Annotated in this window: 19 protein-coding genes; all 19 read right to left on the reverse strand. The window is 47.2% G+C overall.

The genetic code is table 11. The features are described 5' to 3' along the window. Positions 1-674, reverse strand: a 674-nt coding sequence (locus tag BN1234_RS16720) for a TP0910 N-terminal domain-containing protein (protein WP_503121324.1), incomplete at its 3' end; no start/stop codon positions are given. A gap of 76 nt (positions 675-750) precedes the next feature. After that, the gene (gene rnhB, locus BN1234_RS16725; protein ID WP_082423251.1) at positions 751-1,383 is read right to left on the reverse strand and encodes a ribonuclease HII; all 633 of its coding nucleotides are present in this window, start codon (positions 1,381-1,383) and stop codon (positions 751-753) included. A 188-nt stretch (positions 1,384-1,571) separates the two neighbouring features. Beyond that, positions 1,572-2,429 (reverse strand): glycerophosphodiester phosphodiesterase family protein, encoded by an 858-nt coding sequence (locus tag BN1234_RS16730; RefSeq protein ID WP_054957797.1) that lies wholly within the window; start codon positions 2,427-2,429, stop codon positions 1,572-1,574. A 172-nt stretch (positions 2,430-2,601) separates the two neighbouring features. Next, positions 2,602-3,468 (reverse strand): ribosome biogenesis GTPase YlqF, encoded by an 867-nt coding sequence (ylqF, locus tag BN1234_RS16735; protein WP_054957798.1) that lies wholly within the window; start codon positions 3,466-3,468, stop codon positions 2,602-2,604. A gap of 49 nt (positions 3,469-3,517) precedes the next feature. After that, complete coding sequence (gene lepB / locus BN1234_RS16740; RefSeq protein WP_054957799.1) at positions 3,518-4,135, reverse strand: signal peptidase I; 618 nt, start codon at positions 4,133-4,135, stop codon at positions 3,518-3,520. Between the two features lie 108 nt (positions 4,136-4,243). After that, positions 4,244-4,588, reverse strand: coding sequence for a 50S ribosomal protein L19 (gene rplS, locus BN1234_RS16745; RefSeq protein ID WP_054957800.1), 345 nt, complete (start codon positions 4,586-4,588; stop codon positions 4,244-4,246). Positions 4,589-4,864: 276 nt separating this feature from the next. Continuing rightward, positions 4,865-5,014: a hypothetical protein gene (locus tag BN1234_RS22305; protein ID WP_156337248.1), complete on the reverse strand. Its 150-nt coding sequence runs from the start codon at positions 5,012-5,014 to the stop codon at positions 4,865-4,867. Between the two features lie 92 nt (positions 5,015-5,106). After that, positions 5,107-6,231, reverse strand: a complete 1,125-nt coding sequence (locus tag BN1234_RS16750) for a Gly-Xaa-Xaa repeat protein (RefSeq protein WP_170308069.1) — start codon at positions 6,229-6,231, stop codon at positions 5,107-5,109. A 492-nt stretch (positions 6,232-6,723) separates the two neighbouring features. Then, positions 6,724-7,554, reverse strand: a complete 831-nt coding sequence (gene trmD, locus BN1234_RS16755; RefSeq protein ID WP_054957802.1) for a tRNA (guanosine(37)-N1)-methyltransferase TrmD — start codon at positions 7,552-7,554, stop codon at positions 6,724-6,726. Position 7,555: 1 nt separating this feature from the next. After that, positions 7,556-8,080: a ribosome maturation factor RimM gene (gene rimM, locus BN1234_RS16760; RefSeq protein WP_054957803.1), complete on the reverse strand. Its 525-nt coding sequence runs from the start codon at positions 8,078-8,080 to the stop codon at positions 7,556-7,558. A 132-nt stretch (positions 8,081-8,212) separates the two neighbouring features. Then, positions 8,213-8,443 carry a KH domain-containing protein gene (locus BN1234_RS16765; RefSeq protein WP_054957804.1) on the reverse strand — a complete coding sequence of 77 codons (231 nt, stop codon included), beginning with the start codon at positions 8,441-8,443 and terminating at the stop codon, positions 8,213-8,215. A gap of 21 nt (positions 8,444-8,464) precedes the next feature. Beyond that, positions 8,465-8,737, reverse strand: a complete 273-nt coding sequence (gene rpsP / locus BN1234_RS16770; RefSeq protein WP_054957805.1) for a 30S ribosomal protein S16 — start codon at positions 8,735-8,737, stop codon at positions 8,465-8,467. Positions 8,738-8,794: 57 nt separating this feature from the next. After that, the gene (ffh, locus tag BN1234_RS16775; RefSeq protein WP_054957806.1) at positions 8,795-10,174 is read right to left on the reverse strand and encodes a signal recognition particle protein; all 1,380 of its coding nucleotides are present in this window, start codon (positions 10,172-10,174) and stop codon (positions 8,795-8,797) included. A gap of 24 nt (positions 10,175-10,198) precedes the next feature. Continuing rightward, on the reverse strand, positions 10,199-10,555 hold the full coding sequence (locus BN1234_RS16780; RefSeq protein ID WP_054957807.1) for a putative DNA-binding protein: 357 nt from the start codon (positions 10,553-10,555) through the stop codon (positions 10,199-10,201). A gap of 136 nt (positions 10,556-10,691) precedes the next feature. Further along, a complete protein-coding gene (trhA, locus tag BN1234_RS16785) occupies positions 10,692-11,339 on the reverse strand; it encodes a PAQR family membrane homeostasis protein TrhA (protein WP_054957808.1) in 648 nt (215 codons plus the stop codon). A 329-nt stretch (positions 11,340-11,668) separates the two neighbouring features. After that, positions 11,669-12,667, reverse strand: coding sequence for a signal recognition particle-docking protein FtsY (ftsY, locus tag BN1234_RS16795; RefSeq protein WP_054957810.1), 999 nt, complete (start codon positions 12,665-12,667; stop codon positions 11,669-11,671). Positions 12,668-12,693: 26 nt separating this feature from the next. Further along, positions 12,694-16,263 (reverse strand): chromosome segregation protein SMC, encoded by a 3,570-nt coding sequence (gene smc / locus BN1234_RS16800; protein WP_054957811.1) that lies wholly within the window; start codon positions 16,261-16,263, stop codon positions 12,694-12,696. Positions 16,264-16,422: 159 nt separating this feature from the next. After that, entirely contained in the window at positions 16,423-17,121 is a 699-nt protein-coding gene (gene rnc / locus BN1234_RS16805) for a ribonuclease III (protein WP_054957812.1), read from the reverse strand. A 12-nt stretch (positions 17,122-17,133) separates the two neighbouring features. Beyond that, positions 17,134-17,987 (reverse strand): beta-ketoacyl-[acyl-carrier-protein] synthase II (locus tag BN1234_RS16810; RefSeq protein WP_054957814.1); only part of this gene is annotated, 854 nt, incomplete at its 5' end.

Genomic DNA, 17,987 nt, shown 5'->3' on the forward strand with positions numbered 1-17,987 from the left:
TGCTGCGCAAGCTCAGCGCGCAGCTGGTGCAGGAGCCCCTGCAGCTTTGCCAGCAGGGCCTGCCCGCCCGCAGCCGGAGCCTGCTGGGCGCGGCCGACCTGCTCCTCCAGCACCTGCAGCAGCTGGTGCAGCGGAGGTCCAAACACCGCCTGCTGCAAGCCTCTAACGCTTTCTGGTGTAATGGGCAGACCACGGTGAAAGGCGATGGCCGCTGACTCCGACCATTCTCCGGCCGGGACATGCCCTGGCTTCATCGCCAACACGTCTTTAAACTGTGCCAGGTTCTCCTTAGTGAGCGGCACACCCGCTGTCTGCAGCGCCCGCATCAACTCGCGGTTCTCCTTCGTATCCGCCATGCCCGCAAAGCCGAGAGCCTCGTCCATCGAGCTGGCGGACAATGCCTGTCCTTGGGACAGACTCACCGGCTTGAGGACCGGTGTTCCCCCTTCCTCCTGGGCCTGTACCTGAAGCAGAGCGGTTTCTCCCAGGCGCAGCGGGGTCTCCAGCTTGGCTCTTACCTGCACACCCTGTATTTGAACAACGGCTTCCTGACCATCCTCCGATAAGCTCAGGACAACGCCGCGAACGACCTGACCCGGCTTCATTTCCAATGTTTTGGCGTCCCCTGGCTTTTGCTGTCCCAGAAGCCCGCGAATCAATGATCCTATGTTCACGTTCTGCCCTCCATACGCTTCTTTTCCTTATATATCGGCAGCAGCCCGCCTTTTCGCAAGGCGGGCTGCCGAATAATCAGAACAGGGACAGCTGCTCGATCTCCATATTTTTCAGAAAGCTTCTTCTGTGCATAGGGGTCGGCCCGAGCAGCTGAAGCTGCTCGCGGTGAAGCTTGGTCGCATAACCCTTATGAATTGCAATTCCGTAATCAGGGTACAGCGACTCCCATTCTCCCTCACACAGCCGGTCACGTGTCACTTTGGCAACTATGGATGCGGCCGCAATAGACTGGCTGTTGGCGTCTCCCTTAATCACTGCCAGCTGAGGAATATCGCAGTCCACTTTTTCAGCATCCACCAGCAGAAAATCAGGCTTCACGATCAGCTGCTCCAGCGCGATTTTCATTGCCAGACGGGCCGCCTGCTTGATGTTGATGCGGTCAATTTCGGCAGCATTCACCTGCCCAACGCCTACGGCCAGTGCCTTCTCCATAATTTCGTCATAGAGAGAGTCGCGTTTCTTCGCGCTCAATTTTTTGGAATCGTTGATTCCCTCAATAACCAGGCCTTGGGGGAGAATCACAGCTGCTGCCACGACGTCGCCGAACAAACAGCCGCGTCCCACCTCATCTATACCCGCAATATGTCTATAACGCTCACCATATTCACGCTCATATTTCAACAGATCGATCTCTTCAGCTTTTTTCATACCATAACTCCTCAATTTCCAGAGATGCCGGCATCCTGGATGAAAATCTATCAAAGCTCAGCACGGCTAGTTAATAGATTAACATAATTGAAGGTATCACGACACAACTAACGGCAAAATTACACCGATCATGACGGGCTTCTGAAAAATGCCTTCTATGTAAAAGAGACACACCTCTCACCAAAAAACTACCTTAGTCTTTTGTTTCGATAGGCTGACAGCAAGGCAGGCCAGTCGGTCTGGATAACATCCACTTTTTTATTCAATAACCGTCCCCATCCGAGAGCAGGGTCTTGTATGATCGACGTATTGTCATCATATTTGGCAAACAGCACCCTCTCATCATTTAAGACGATCGCATTGGCCCATACGAATAAGTTTTTGCTTTTGAGAAAGGCAATGAGTTCATCCTGAAATAAGGGATGGGTCTCACTGTCCGCTACCAATTCCATACCGACCAGGTTAATATCGGTATACTCCAGCATAATTTCGATATCTGCTTCCGAATCGACGATTGGCATAAACATATACTTGCCCGGATATTCATTCAGATAGTCCAAATGCTCCCGCCTTACAGGACCTTTCAGCAAAATTTGCTCCATCATGTCATGCTGATCCAGTGCCGGGAGCAATTCTGCCCATATGTCCCATGCGCGGTCAATGTTCATCAGCACGTCTTCCCCTTTAAACGCGGCTAATACATCATGCAGGCGTTCTATCTTATAGCGGCTTATGTTTCCGATAGCATTACGGTATTGCATACGGTCTATTGTGGCTGAATCCATCGTTTTGATATTGTCAGGCACATTTAATAGCCTTGGTTCTTCCCCGTTATGAAACGTAAATAGAACACCGTCCGTTGATTGGATAACATCCGCTTCAAACATATCCCCGCCCTGCTGGATAGCAGCTTTATAAGCGGGAATGGTGTTCTCGATAATATGCCCTCCCGAGCTGCCGCGGTGAACGGCAATTAAAACCCCTTTTTCTTCGAGCTTGCGATTTAACATAGCGTTAATTGAACGATACTGCGTCTTTCCGAACATGCTCTGTTTCCCCCTGTCTAATGTAGTAGGCTATAAATTAACTAATCTTATACATGCTGTCAGGAAGATGTCAATAAATTTTACGACAAATTATTCCAATAAAAAAAGTCTACGGCAAGCATACCGCAGACTTTCTTCTTTATTCATAAACATCGCCTAATGTTGTTAACTATTAATATGGTGCTTCCATCGAGATGCGTCCCATTTTACCGGCACGCAGCTCACGCAGAAAAATGCTTGAGGCTTTCTCCAAATCCACTCGTCCGCCGCTCATAATGCATCCACGTTTACGCCCGATGTCCTCCATAACCGTCACAATTTCATCCGGATTCTCAAAATCCTCAGGCCGCTGTTTCAGATCAAAACGCTCACTCATAGGCTCCCAGTAATATTTAGACAAATATTTCACCGCAAAAAAAGCGATATCCTCAACGTTCAATATTTCCTCTCGGATGGCTCCGGTCACGGCCAGACGGTATCCAACATTCTGATCCTCAAACTTAGGCCACAAAATTCCCGGCGTATCGAGCAGTTCCATCTCTCCGCCTGCAACCTTTATCCATTGCTGTCCTTTGGTCACACCCGGACGGTCTCCGGTTGCCGCGATACTGCGGCCGGCTAGCCGGTTAATTAATGTGGATTTGCCCACATTCGGAATGCCTACAATCAGAACACGCATCGCACGCGGATTTATGCCCTTGGCTTTCATTTTGTCAATTTTCTCTTTAAGGAGCAGTTTTACCTGATCCGGTATATCCTTTACCCCAGTTCCTGTTGCAGCATCCACCGGAAGCGCCGTGTGCCCTTGCTCTTTAAAATAAGCCAGCCACTGACGTGTCACTTCAGGATCTGCCAAATCAGCCTTATTCATAATGATCAGGCGCGGCTTTCCCTGCAAAATATCGTCGATCATCGGATTGCGGCTGGAAAGCGGCAGTCTGGCGTCAATCAGCTCAATAACAGCATCAATTAGCTTCAGTTTATCCTCTATTTGACGGCGTGCTTTTGTCATATGTCCTGGAAACCATTGTATCGTCAACGTCGTCACCTCACAAAAATTCCTATTCCATTACTTTTCTTATTCCCTGCTAATGCTTGATCATACCTATATCTTTAAGCGGCCAAAAGATCAGCTCTGCCCGGCCAACAATATCTTCCAAAGGAATGTATCCAATCATTCGACTGTCTGTACTATTGGATCGGTTGTCTCCCATAACGAATACATGCCCTTCAGGAACCTTGCCATCCGGGAAATCATTGTTAGGGAAGTTCAAACTGTTATAAAGTCTATCCTCTGCATGTGCTTGATCGACAGCTTCCTGTATGTAAGTTTCATTTACCTGCTTACCATTCACTATTACTTTATCGCCTTCAACTTGAACCGTATCTCCGGCTACAGCTATAACACGTTTGATGAAATCTCTTCCCTCAGATGGTACATGGAGAACAATCACCTCTCCGCGTTGAGGCTTACGTATATCATATAAAATCTCATTTACAATAATCTTCTGGCCAGTTACAAAGGTAGGCTGCATAGATGGACCCTGTACAATAAAAGGCTGGAATAGCAGCCAGCGAATAAGCACTACCAGAATTAACGCAATAAGCAGTGCCTTGATCCACTCTACGATTTCATTCTTTTTCTTCTTGTCTGGTTGTTCTGAATCTCTCGACTCCAATGCCCCTTGCTGTGTATCTTGCTGCATACTTCACCGTCCTCTCTTTATTGATGATTCTACAGCATGGATATGAGTTATTTGGATATACAAAAGGGGCTTGTATACGTGCACAAGCCCCTTTTACCGTCCGTTAAATTAACGACGAATTTCTTTAATTCTCGCTGCTTTACCACGAAGTTCACGAAGATAATAAAGCTTCGCACGACGTACTTTACCACGGCGAGCCACTTCGATTTTCTCGATTTTAGGCGAGTTGATTGGGAAAGTTCTTTCCACACCAACACCGTAAGAAATTTTACGAACTGTAAAAGTCTCACTGATTCCGCCACCGCGACGTTTAATTACAACACCTTCGAACAACTGGACACGCTCACGAGATCCTTCGATAACCTTAACGTGCACTTTTAAAGTGTCGCCAGGACGAAAGCTCGGAATATCCTTACGAAGTTGCTCTTGAGTAATCGCTTGTACGATATTCATCTAGGACTCCCTCCTCTCACACAGGCGTTCTTGCATCTTCCGAAGAACCATTTGTTCTCATCATTATCCGCAGAGGACCACCGTATTCACAACAAAAGAAATTTTAACACACATCCTATGCATAAGCAAGTAGAATGAATAATTAACACCTAACAATCCAATACTGTATTATCATAAAAAAGCCACTGCATCAGAATGTCTCCATTCGTAGAGTGGTTTTGATCATATACTGTCTTGTGCCCGTATATAATTTCCCGTTCACTTCATTCCCTGCAATTAACTCAGGGCTTCTTTGTTATTATTCACTTTAGTTCCATGCCGTTCAGCGTAATAGGCTAAAATATCATCCACCGTATGAAACTGCACTTCCTCATCCTTTTTATTCATATGATTGTATTGTTCATTATAGTTGGTTGTTTTATCCATGATATAAATCCTCCTAAAATCTTTCCCTTTTACTCGGCCATGATACTATTACCCTATTTTCTGGCCTCTGCATCTCTCCTCCATTGGGAATTTTATGAACCGATTCTAAATATAGAGAGCCTGGTACCTGCAGAAGGAGCTGTAATATCTTTTGACGCTGGAGAGAGATTATTTAGTTCGACCGTACTTCCAGCAGCCAAATTAATCACTGAGGAACCTGTAACTACTGCAATTGTGGAATTTGTATTCATAGCAGCTGTGCTGCCATCAACGACAATTCCAAAGGTATTTGGAGCATCCTGACCATTCGCTAAAGAAACTTGCCAATCCAAGTAATAGAAGCCTTCTTCAGCTATGGTCAATGTCGTAGTTCCATTAAAGGATATGCCTTGCAGCGAATCCTCATTAAATATAATAGGGGCGCCAGAAGCAACTGTCTGCGGCACTCCGTCACTGACAAATAATAGACTCCCGCCTACTGTCGTCTGGTCTGCTACTGCTCTTGTTGCTCTTGTTTCTTCCGTTGCACCAGCTGCTCCTGTTCCTCCTGTTCGTCCTGCAGTTCCTTCGATGACCCCTGCAGCTTCTGTCTCCTCTGTAGCTCCCATTTCACCTGTATCTCCCAGATCGCTTTCAACGGTTTGCTGCGGAATCTCACCTTGAGCACCCTGAGCAATAGAATGCGAAACTTCATTTAAAGATTGCAGTATGGATGATTCCTCTTCAAATGGGATATTCAGATCATCTTGACTGATGGCTAAAGCTAAGCTAATATCGGTTACTCGTTCATCTTCCTTCGGAGAAATTGCTGAAATCGCAGACATTTCATCATCCTTCTCCACATGAATGATAGCTATGGCAGAATCGATAGCTGGCGTAACAGCCTCTTCTAACCCGATTCGTGTGGAAAGCTGTGTAATCACTTCAAGGAAAGAGATCAATTTTTCTCTAATCTCCTCTATATTCAATAAATCCGGAATAATAGCAATCTCCTGAGCTGCTTCTCGAACGCTTCTCTTTTCACTTAAGGTAAAAGGCATTTCATTAATGTATTTGCCCAATTCTTGAATTTGCTGCTTTAACAAAGTAAAATTGTCACTCCCTTGAGTCGTGAACACCTCATTTATATAAGTGCCTAATTGCTTTACGTTAAGTACATACCAATCTGCCTGAGCCTTTTTTATTCGCAAACGTACTGAAGTAGGAACAATCATCATGCGTTTTTTCTTCTTGTTATTACTTCTCATATCCCCAACGACCTCCATTCCATTGTTCATCACTCACATGTTCATAACAGACAAAAAAGAACTCCCCCGTGATCTAAACAGGAAGAGTGTTGAATCAATATCTAAACGATCTTCTCACACCATTACAATCTCCACCAGTATGGTTAAAACCGCCAAACTCCAACAGCTCAGATTGTCCCGGCTTTATTCCTTTGGTTGCATAAGGATACCGACTGATTTTTGGAATCGATTCCGGATCAATGTACATATCTCTCCGGCCATACGGCAACCTCTACAATCATTTTCGGCTCAGCAGCTATGAGTACATGCTTGATTATACGGTCCCGAAACGATGCATATATAACCTCCATCTTAACTAACATGAATAACGTATAATATGCTGAACAGCCCATCCATTATGTAACATTTTCCCACAAAAAAAGAGAAAGCCTGCAAGACAGGCTTTCTCTTTATATGCGTATTCTATGTCGATTTATCATGCTTAAGCTCATGTTCCGCTCGAAGCTTATCCAAATAAATTATGTCTTTCTTCGTGAGCTCCAGATTTTCCAGAAGCTCAGGGCGCCGTTCAAAGGTTCTTTTCAACGCCTGTTCTCTTCGCCATACCTCAATATTAGCGTGATGCCCACTTAGTAATATATCCGGTACCTTCCAGCCTCTGAAATCTGCCGGACGTGTGTAATGTGGATATTCGAGAAGCCCTGTGCTGAATGAATCCGTCACAGCAGACATTTCATTTCCCAGGACACCAGGCAGGAGCCTTACAACGGAATCAATAATCACCATAGCCGGCAGTTCTCCACCCGTCAGAACATAGTCCCCTATCGACAATTCGTCAGTTACCAAATGCTCTCGAATTCGCTCATCATAACCTTCATAATGTCCGCAAATAAACACCAAATGCTCTTCCCGAGCAAGCTCTTCGGCTTTACGCTGGGTAAAGGGCTCTCCTTGGGGACACATCAAAATAACCCGGGCGGGCCTAGCAGTCCCCTCCATTGAAGCAGAAGCTGACAAATCGTCTACTACAGGATCTGAATGATCTGAGCGCTTCATTGGCGGTGTGGACACAAGGTCCTCAACAGCCGAGAAGATCGCTTCCGGCTTAAGAACCATCCCGCCTCCGCCACCGTATGGAGTGTCGTCTACCTGTGAATGTTTATTTCCGGAATAGGAGCGAAAGTTGACGGCATTTAATGACACAATACCTTTCTCGGCTGCCTTACCAAGAATGCTCGTATGAAATACGCCATCAAACATTTCAGGGAACAGCGTCAGTACATCCACTTTCATCTTACAGCAGTCCTTCCATCAGATGAACACGAACCAATTTTGCTGCCTTATCAACGTCCAGCACGACATCCGGAATCGATGGAAGCAGGATCTCTTTTCCCTTGGGAGTCTTGACTACCCACACATCATTAGCACCAGGCGTAAGAATCTCGCTAATCACACCAAGCTCCTCGGCAGGCTCATCATCTGTTATCACACGGCAGCCAATGATTTCATGGAAGTAATACTCATTCTCCGGAAGCTCCTCTTGAAGATCGCCGCTAATTTTGAGCAGGCTGTTCTTGTAGGCTTCAGCGTCATTGATTCCATTGATTTCATTCAGCTTTATGATATACATGTTTTTATGAAATCGGGATTTATCCACTGTTACAGGCACAGGTTGTCCACCCTTGGCAGGCACGATGTAAAGCTTACTCTTGCTGGCAAAACGCTCTTCCGCAAAATCCGTATGCGGCATTACCTTTATTTCTCCACGAATACCATGCGTATTCACGATTTTCCCTACGGTAAATAACTTATCAGACATGGTTTCCTCCTGCATCATGTTATGATACTTGAACTCTCATTCTCGAACTACCGGATTTCTTCAGCATGTACGAAAAAGGGCTAGGACATGCATCCTAACCCCCTTTCGTATATCTTTAAGAAAATAATATTCTTAAGAAATGATATCAACGGTTACCCGTTTATCCATTTTAACCGCCGCCGATGTGACAACCGTGCGCAGTGATTTAGCGATTCGCCCTTGCTTTCCTATGACCTTCCCAACATCGTCAGGATGCACGTACAGTTCATAGACAATCAAGTGCTCCTTCTCCACTGTCTTCACGGTCACATCTTCTGGATGATCCACTAAAGCCTTAGCAATAACCTGAACTAATTCTTCCATAGATGACCCTCGCGATCAGTGTTATTTCTGATGCTTAAGCTCATGAAACTTCTTCATAACGCCCGCCTTGCTAAGCAAGTTGCGAACAGTATCGGATGCTTGCGCACCGTTTTGAAGCCATTTGAGCGCTTTTTCTTCATCAATCTTTACTTCAGCCGGTTGAGCAACCGGATTGTAATAACCGATTTCCTCGATAAAACGGCCATCACGCGGGGAACGGGAATCAGAAACCACCACGCGGTAGAAAGGAGCTTTGTGAGCACCCATGCGTTTCAGACGAATACGTACTGCCATTTGAAAATTCACCTCCTTCAAAAAATATCCTTATCTTCCCGATAAACTGATATCAGCTTAACGGAAAGGGAATTTCATTCCTTTACCAGCCAGACCCTTTAGCTGTTTCATAGCTTTGTTCTTGCCGCCCTTAGGACCCATCATATCGGAAAACTGCTTCATTACCCGGCGCATCTCATCAAACTGCTTGATCAGGCGATTCACCTCGGCAAGTGAAGTACCACTGCCTGCAGCAATCCGTTTGCGGCGGCTGTGATTGATAAGATCGGGCTGTTGTTTCTCCTGGGTAGTCATGGAATACACGATGGCCTCAATCCGGCCCATCTGCTTCTCGTCTACCTTCAGATCCTTCGCCTGCTTCATCTTACCCATGCCAGGAATCATGTCCATTAGCTGATCCAGCGGACCCAGCTTTTTAACTTGATCCATTTGTTCCAGGAAATCCTCGAACGTGAATTCAGCATTTCGCATCTTCCGTTCCATTTCCTTGGCTTTTTCTGTATCAATGTTCGACTGAGCTTTCTCAATGAGGGAGAGCATGTCACCCATTCCAAGAATACGTGATGCCATCCGCTCAGGATGGAACGGCTCCAGGGCATCAATCTTCTCACCCAGTGCAGCGAATTTGATCGGGCAGCCTGTAACTGCCTTTACAGATAATGCAGCACCACCGCGGGTGTCGCCATCCAGCTTGGTCAGAACAACACCTGTCAGCTCCAGCTGCTTGTTAAAGCTGTCAGCAACATTCACAGCGTCTTGGCCTGTCATGGCATCGACAACGAGCAGAACTTCATCGGGATTCACAACTTGATGAATCTGCTTGAGCTCTTCCATCAGCTCTTCATCTACATGAAGACGACCGGCCGTATCGATAATAACGTAATCATGACCATTATCCTTCGCATGCTGCAAGCCCTGCTTGGCAATCTCCACCGGGCTTGTCTTGTCACCCAGTGAGAATACTGGAACTTTAATCTGCTCTCCAAGCACCTGGAGCTGCTTAATTGCCGCTGGACGATAAATATCTCCAGCCACAAGCAGTGGACGACTATTCTGCTTCTGAAGAAGCTTGGCAAGCTTTCCGGAAGTCGTAGTCTTACCAGCCCCTTGCAGACCCGCCATCATAATAACCGTTGGCGGCTTGGTGCTCTTCGCAAGCTTTGACTGACTTCCGCCCATCAGCTCTGTCAATTCCTTGTTGACAATATCGATGATGACCATGCCTGGTGTAAAGCTCTCCATAACTTCCTTGCCAATAGCCTTTTCCTTAACCTTGGCTACAAATTCCTTAACGACTTTAAAGTTGACGTCGGCTTCAAGAAGTGCCAGACGAACCTCGCGCATGACTTCAGTTACATCCTCTTCGGATACTTTACCTTTACCACGAAGCTTGCTGAACACGTTCTGCAGCCTGCTGGTTAATCCTTCAAATGCCATATCCGCCACCTCCGTCCTTCTAACTTAATCCCATAACTTTAACTGATTTACAATATCGTTCATTAGCTTCTTATCGTGATCGCTCAGGGCGCTGCAGCTTACCAAGCCTTGAAGCTTCTCCAGTTCACGGATTCGCTCCTCGTGCTTTTTCAGAAGACCGAGCTTCTCTTCATAAGTCTCCAGTACCTGCTCTGCTCGCTTTATGTGTTCATAAACAGCCTGACGGCTAATTTCAAATTCACTCGCAATCTCACCCAGTGAGAAATCCTCGTGAAAGTAACTCTTCAAAAATGTCTGCTGCTTCTCTGTAAGCAGTCGTTCATAGAAATCGAACAGCAGATTAATACGGTTCGTCTTCTCGAGCCGATTCTCCTGACTCATCTAAGGGCACCCCCCTCGTCAAGGAAAAACACTTTACAGTTCACTTAACGAAACTTATCATACAAAAAACAAAGAAGGATGTCAAGCATTTCTCCTTGTCATCCTTCTATTTTATAACGAGGGTGTCATTCTTCGTTCATTTAATCGGCAGAAGATATAATAGTACTGAGAAAAAGTGCAAAATACTGCCTGCCAAAACGAATAAATGCCAGATGGCATGATGAAACGGAAAAGCCCTCCATACGTAAAAGATTGTCCCTATGGTATAGAGAATCCCGCCTCCTATCAACAAGTTCATGCCTTGAGGAGCCACAACTTCTGCAAGGGGATTCCAGGCAACAACAATCAGCCACCCCATCGCAATGTAAAATACCGTAGACATAAACAGGAATTTCTTGACGAAGAACACTTTAAAGATGCAGCCGAATAGCGCGATGCCCCAAATAATCCCGAATAAACTCCAACCGAGCGTTCCCCGAATCGCTACCAGCAAAAATGGAGTATAGGTTCCGGCAATGAATAAATAAATGGAGGAGTGGTCCAGAAATTCAAACACGTCCTTGGCCTTGCCTTCTTTAAAGCTGTGAACCAATGTGGAATTCAAATACAGCAGCAGCATGGTGATTCCATAAATCGTAAAGCTCACAACATGCCATACGGTTCCTTCTAAGCTTGAATATACAATCAGCAATACAAGTGCAGCTGCACTTAATACAGCTCCAATACCATGGGTAATCGCGTTGGCTATTTCTTCTCGTCGGGGATAAGTATGTGTGTTAGCCATAACCAACTTCCTTTCATGCTTATACTTCTTTACTCAATATTATAAGCGTATTTTTTCGTCAAATCCAGACAGGACAGTATTCACCACCCCGATGATGAGAATGGTTAAAAAGAGGCAGTGTCCTGCTGCTCCAGCATGCTGCTGCGAGACGCTGCGGATGCGAATCATTCCTCCCATTGCTGCCCAGAACAAGAAATGGCGGTACAGAGATGCGCTGATAAGCTCCCTGACACCGCCATTCTTTGTTTTTCATTAAGTGAGCTGTCAAAACATGAAGCAGATTTACTTTTGGACTCCTCTTCACTTATCATCAGCAGCAATCAGCCGCGCTAATTAGATTCTTCCGTGTTCGCTTCTTCCTTAATCAATCCTGCAAACAGTGCATGAACGAATTGCTCGGAATCAAAGGTCTGCAGGTCACCCATTTTCTCACCCAATCCTACGAGCTTCACCGGAAGGTTCAATTCCTGCCGGATTGCGATGACAATTCCACCTTTAGCGGTACCATCCAGCTTGGTCAATACAAGCCCTGTAACCCCGCTTTTCTCACCGAACAGCTTCGCCTGGCTGAGTGCATTTTGCCCGGTTGTCGCATCCAGTACCATCAGAACTTCATGCGGGGCACTTGGAATCTCCCGCTGGATCACCCGGAAAATCTTGTTCAGCTCTTCCATCAGATTGGACTTATTCTGAAGTCGTCCCGCTGTATCACAGAGCAGAACGTCAGCTTGGCGCTGCTTCGCAGCCTGCACTGCGTCAAACATAACAGCCGCCGGATCAGAACCGGGCTGCTGCTTGATCACCTCAACCCCAACACGCTCGCCCCATACCTCCAGCTGTTCGATGGCCCCGGCGCGGAATGTATCACCTGCTGCCAGCAGTACCTTCTTGCCTTCCTGTTTAAACCGGTGAGCCAGCTTTCCGATTGTCGTTGTCTTCCCTACCCCGTTCACGCCGACAAACAGAATAACCGTAATCCCGTCCGGATTCATGCGGAGCTCATTGCTGTTATCATCTCTGAGCAAGCCCATAAGCTTCTCGGACAGTACGGGCTGCAGATCTGCAGCATCCTCAATACGGCGCTTCTTCACTTCAGCACGAAGGTCATCCATTAAATCCATCACCGTATTGACACCGACATCTGCACCAATCAAAATTTCCTCGAGCTCTTCGTAAAAATCCTCATCAATTTTTTTCCGGCGAATAACCAGGTCTGAAACCTTCTCCACTAGCCCCTTGCGAGTCTTTTCCAATCCGTCGCGGAACTGTTTGGTTACACTTTCTGTCTTGGTTGAAATACTCTCTTTAAGTTTCTTAAAAAAGCTCATACGTCCCTCCATATAGTTATATATAATTAGGCGATAACCGCTTCCTCACTCTCAAGCTTAACGGAAACAAGCTTCGATACGCCGCCTTCCTCCATGGTTACACCGTACAGCACATCGGCTTCTTCCATCGTTCCTTTACGGTGTGTAACGACAATGAACTGGGTCTGCTCCGAGAATTCCCGCAGATACTGCGCGAAACGAACAACGTTTGCCTCATCCAAAGCCGCTTCTACTTCATCAAGTACACAGAACGGTACGGGCTTAACTTGCAAAATCGCGAATAGTAACGCCATCGCAGTCAATGCCCGCTCTCCACCGGAGAGAAGCTGCAGGTTCTGAAGCTTCTTGCCAGGTGGCTGGGCTACGATATCAATCCCTGTCTCAAGCAGACGTTCAGGATCGTTCAGGATCAGATCAGCTCTTCCCCCGCCGAACAGCTTCGTAAATACCGTACCGAACTCTCTGCGTATCGCATCGAAGGTCGTTTTGAAACGTCTGGACATTTCATCATCCATTTCTTTAATGACCTGATACAGCGTTGTTTTGGCTTCGACCAGATCCGCTTTCTGCTCGCTCAAGAATTCATAGCGCTCATTCACACGCTGGTATTCCTCAATCGCTCCCAGGTTAACATCACCCAGCGCAGATATCCCGCGTTTAATTTCACGAACTTTCTCTTGGACAGCCGGCACATCCTCAGGAATCGGATAACGCTGCTTCGCAAGCTCATAACTGAGCTCATAATCCTCACTCAGTTTTTTCAGGATATTTTCAAGCTCCACATCCAGTCGATTCACACCAATTTCAGTTTGTCTAAGCGTTTCTTCAACGGCTCTCAGCTGTGTCCGCTGTTCCTTGGTTTCACTCTCTTCCAGCTCCAGCTTCTTGCTCAGTTGGGCGCGGGAAGCACGTTTAAACTCAAGCTGTTTAGCGGCCTCATCCTTTTTTAACTTGAAATGGTTCAGGTCTTCAATCTGTTTCACGCTCTCGGCAGCATTCTGCTCCAGCTCTGCAAGAACGGAAGATAACATCGTACGGTTCTGACGCTGCTCCTTCTCATGATTGTTCACATCTGATTGCATTCGCTTCATCTGTTCCTCAAGCGAGAAGGTCTCCTGATCCAGTTTACCCTCCCGTACCTTAAGCGTAGTCAACCGAGTCTGAAGTTCATCCTTGGCAGACTCATTCGCTTTACGGGCAAACTCTGCGGCTTGTATAGCCAGATGGGTTGCTTTCTCCTCTTCCTCAAGCTCCGCCAGCGATTTCTCGGCACGGGAACGGCTTTCCTGAATTTCTTTAGCTTCCTGCTCTTGACTCGACTTTTCTTGTCCGGCCAGCTCAGCCTGCTCAAGGACGTGGCGCAGCTCATGCTCCAGCTGTTTTCGATCACTTGCTGCCTGCTGCTCCTCAATCCGCTTATCATCACCGGACTTCCGAAGCTCATCCAGCTTGTCCTGTGATTCAACCATCTGTCCTCTGACCTGCTCTATACCATTTTGAAGCTTGCCAATCTGCTTCTCTGTTTCAGCAATTTCGTAATCCAGCTGATCGAGTTGACGTTTGCGGCCTAAAAGATTATTACTCTTCTTGTGATGACTGCCTCCCGTCATGGAACCGCCTGCGTTAACAACGTCACCTTCCAGTGTTACAACACGATAACGATAGTGAAAACGCGCAGCAATTTTATTCGCTTGCTCAAGCGTTTCGGCAATCACTACATTTCCTAGCAGGCTGCCGACAATATTGCTGTATCTTTCATCGTATTGAACCAGCTCCGAACCGAACCCGACGAAGCCTGTTTCTCCTTCCGCGAGTGAACGGTCAGAAGACGATACCTGCCGCGGACGGATAACGTCCAGAGGCAAGAAGGTTGCCCGGCCCAATTGCCGCTGCTTCAAGAACGATATAGCTTGCCGGGATACAGCCTCATTATCCATAACAATATGCTGTACAGAAGCACCCAGCGCTGTTTCCATCGCGAGTTCCAGCTTCTCCGGCACACGAATGAGCTCGGCAACGGCACCATGAACCCCATGCAGAACCGATTTGCGGGACGCCTTAAGCACTTCCTTAACACCCAGCATAAATCCGTCAAAATCATCCTGCATCTCTTTCATGGTGTCCCGCCGGGAGATTTGTGCTTCTCGCTTCTGTTCCCATTTACGAAGAGCTCCCTGGCTCTCGTCCAGCAGCTTTTGAAGCGACTGGTATCGTTCGCTTTCCGTAATGTAACCATTGCGGAGCTCAGCAATTTCCTTGCCTAACTTCTCCACATTGCGTTCAATTTGCTCTTTGCGGTGAATAAGCTCATCCTTCTGGCTCTCCCACTTCCCGGTTTCCTCTTGTGCCCGATTCATCCGGCGTCCTAAAGCCTCGGACTGTTGGTCCGCATAACGAATTTCATTCCGTGCCTGGGCCATCCGGTTCATGAGCTCCAGGAGATTGCCCTTCAGCGCTTCCTCTTGCTGCTGACTGATCCCGCCGGTTACGCCTACAAGCTTTGCTTCCTCTGCGGATAACGTATCTCTTAGCTCGGAAAGCTCCTTGTGCAAGGTGGATAGCTTGTCCTTCATCCGGGCAAGCTCCTGCTGTCTTTCCTCGAGCCTGGATCCGCCCGTATCTACACTGGCTTCAAGCTGCTCGCGGGTCCGTTCCAGATTACGGCGGCGCTCCTTAAGCACCTCACCATAACCCTCATTTTTCTCATAGGACGCACTGTAATGAAGCAGCTCACTCTGTGTTTTCTCTACTTCTTCTTCCAGCTGCCGTAGTGCCGAACGGTCATTCTCAAGCTTCGCATCATGAGCAGATACAACCGTTGACAACGCCAATTGTTCTTCCTTGAGCTTCTCCAGCTTGGCATTCGCCTCGCTCCAGGCCCCATGAATCTGTTCTATCTGATATACATATAACGATATTTCTTTCCGCTTCAGCTGCTCCTTCAGTTCCTTGTAGCGTATCGCTTTTTCGGATTGCTCCTTCAGAGGTCCAATCTGGTCCTCGAGCTCCGTTACAAGATCGTGAATACGAAGCAAATTTTGTTCTGTTTCATCGAGCTTACGCACCGATTCTTTTTTCCTGGACTTATATTTTACAATCCCTGAAGCTTCCTCAAAAATACCACGGCGATCCTCGGACCGCGTGCTCAGTATTTCTTCAATCCGGCCTTGTCCGATAATGGAATATGCTTCTTTCCCAATACCGGTATCCATAAATAATTCAGTTATATCTTTAAGTCTGCAAGACTGCTTGTTTATAAAATATTCACTGTCGCCACTGCGGTGTACACGGCGTGTAACCGTTACCTCATTAAAATCAAGCGGAAGGACGTGGTCCCCATTATCTAACGTCAATGAAACTTCACCGTAATTGACCGCTTTCCGGGCATCACTACCGGCAAAAATAATATCTTCCATCTTCCCGCCGCGGAGCGATTTCGCGCTTTGTTCACCTAAAACCCAGCGAATCCCGTCAGAGATATTACTCTTTCCGCTTCCGTTCGGGCCGACAACCGCCGTAATCCCCCGTACAAATTCCATTTCCGTCTTATCGGCAAACGATTTGAAACCCGCTAGCTCTATTCGTTTCAGAAACATATATTCCAAATCACCTCAACCGTTATTGTACCATAACAACTTGCTGGCATGGCAGCAGTGGGACAACGAAAAAGAGCAAAAAACAGTCGTGACCCCTGATTTTCCGGTTGTCCTCTTGACTGATCTTTGCTCTTTGTTTGTCCTCCACATCGGCAAAGCTTAGGCGTTTGCTCGCTTCAGCTGCTTCAAGGCTACTGCTGCCGCCTGCTGCTCAGCTTCTTTCTTGGATCGGCCGCTGCCGCGTCCAAGGCACTCGCTTCCCATAAATACCTCAGAGACAAACTCACGTTCATGCGCAGGTCCCCGCTCTTCAACGATACGATATTCCAGCGTACCCATACCGTGATGCTGTGTCAATTCTTGAAGCTCAGTCTTATAGTCACTCATCTGAGGTCGACCGTTCACTGTGACAGTTTGAAACACATGATCACTCAAGAATGAACGTACCGCCTCTAATCCCTGATCAAGATAGAGCGCTCCCACAAAAGATTCGAACACGTCAGCAAGAAGAGCCGGGCGGGTTCTTCCGCCCGTCATTTCTTCTCCCTTGCCTAAGAGCACATAACGGCCAAAGTCCAGTCGTTCTGCGAATTTGACAAGCGAGGGCTCGCATACAATTGCAGCCCGGAGTTTTGTCAGTTCCCCTTCTGGACGATCCGGATAAAGGTTGTACAAAAACTCACTTACGGTAAGCTCTAGTACAGCATCACCCAGAAACTCCAGACGCTCGTTATCCTGACTTTGGCTAAAACGATGTTCGTTGACATATGAGGCGTGGGTAAAGGCCTGCTTCAGCAGCATTCCGTTACGAAACTGGATTTGAAGTTTATGCTGTAACTGCTTCAGTTCTCCACTCAACACACTGTCCCCTTACTCGGCATATTTTTTCAGAATGATCGTTGCATTATGTCCGCCGAACCCGAATGAATTGGACATAACGATATTCAAATCAGCTTTCCTTGGTTGATTTGGAACATAATCCAAATCACATTCCGGATCCTGATCTTCCAGATTAATCGTAGGGGCAATCGTCTGATGCCCTAGGCTCAAAGCACAAATCACAGCCTCCACACCGCCAGCAGCGCCTAACAGATGCCCTGTCATCGATTTCGTGGAGCTTACTGCAACTTTGTATGCATGATCGCCCAGTGCCATTTTGACTGCCTTTGTCTCTGATCGGTCTCCGACTGGTGTCGATGTTCCGTGTGCATTGATATAATCAATGTCTTCCGGATTGATCTCTGCATCACGTATTGCCATCTTCATACAGCGAGCCGCACCATCAGGATCTGGCTCTGTCATGTGGTGAGCATCACCGCTCAATCCATAACCAATAACCTCGGCATAGATATGAGCTCCCCGTTGTTGGGCATGCTCGAGGGATTCCAGAATCAGAACTCCAGCGCCCTCACCCATTACGAATCCGTCGCGTCCTGTATCAAACGGACGGCTTGCTTTTGCCGGCTCATCATTACGGGTCGACATGGCACGCATGGAGCAGAAACCCGCCATACCTGTTGGACGGATCGTGGCTTCAGCGCCGCCGCATATCATAACATCAGCATCTCCACGCTGAATCAAGCGGAAAGAATCACCGATCGAATGGCTACCGGTCGCACATGCAGTTACCTGTGTGGTATTCGGTCCCTTTGCTCCAAAGCTGATCGACATTTGGCCAGAGGCCATATTCGCGATCATCATAGGGATGAAGAATGGACTTACAC

The organism is Paenibacillus dakarensis, from assembly GCF_001373415.1.
In the GTDB taxonomy this organism is placed as follows: Bacteria; Bacillota; Bacilli; order Paenibacillales; family Paenibacillaceae; genus Paenibacillus_AQ; species Paenibacillus_AQ dakarensis.

Coding starts and splice junctions, on each gene's coding strand:
- rnhB (WP_082423251.1), bottom strand. CDS start 1,383: ATGAAAAAAGCTGAAGAGATCGATCTGTTGAAATATGAGCGTGAATAT.
- BN1234_RS16730 (WP_054957797.1), bottom strand. CDS start 2,429: ATGTTCGGAAAGACGCAGTATCGTTCAATTAACGCTATGTTAAATCGC.
- lepB (WP_054957799.1), bottom strand. CDS start 4,135: ATGCAGCAAGATACACAGCAAGGGGCATTGGAGTCGAGAGATTCAGAA.
- rplS (WP_054957800.1), bottom strand. CDS start 4,588: ATGAATATCGTACAAGCGATTACTCAAGAGCAACTTCGTAAGGATATT.
- BN1234_RS22305 (WP_156337248.1), bottom strand. CDS start 5,014: ATGGATAAAACAACCAACTATAATGAACAATACAATCATATGAATAAA.
- BN1234_RS16750 (WP_170308069.1), bottom strand. CDS start 6,231: ATGATGATTGTTCCTACTTCAGTACGTTTGCGAATAAAAAAGGCTCAG.
- trmD (WP_054957802.1), bottom strand. CDS start 7,554: ATGAAAGTGGATGTACTGACGCTGTTCCCTGAAATGTTTGATGGCGTA.
- rimM (WP_054957803.1), bottom strand. CDS start 8,080: ATGTCTGATAAGTTATTTACCGTAGGGAAAATCGTGAATACGCATGGT.
- BN1234_RS16765 (WP_054957804.1), bottom strand. CDS start 8,443: ATGGAAGAATTAGTTCAGGTTATTGCTAAGGCTTTAGTGGATCATCCA.
- rpsP (WP_054957805.1), bottom strand. CDS start 8,737: ATGGCAGTACGTATTCGTCTGAAACGCATGGGTGCTCACAAAGCTCCT.
- ffh (WP_054957806.1), bottom strand. CDS start 10,174: ATGGCATTTGAAGGATTAACCAGCAGGCTGCAGAACGTGTTCAGCAAG.
- BN1234_RS16780 (WP_054957807.1), bottom strand. CDS start 10,555: ATGAGTCAGGAGAATCGGCTCGAGAAGACGAACCGTATTAATCTGCTG.
- trhA (WP_054957808.1), bottom strand. CDS start 11,339: ATGGCTAACACACATACTTATCCCCGACGAGAAGAAATAGCCAACGCG.
- ftsY (WP_054957810.1), bottom strand. CDS start 12,667: ATGAGCTTTTTTAAGAAACTTAAAGAGAGTATTTCAACCAAGACAGAA.
- smc (WP_054957811.1), bottom strand. CDS start 16,263: ATGTTTCTGAAACGAATAGAGCTAGCGGGTTTCAAATCGTTTGCCGAT.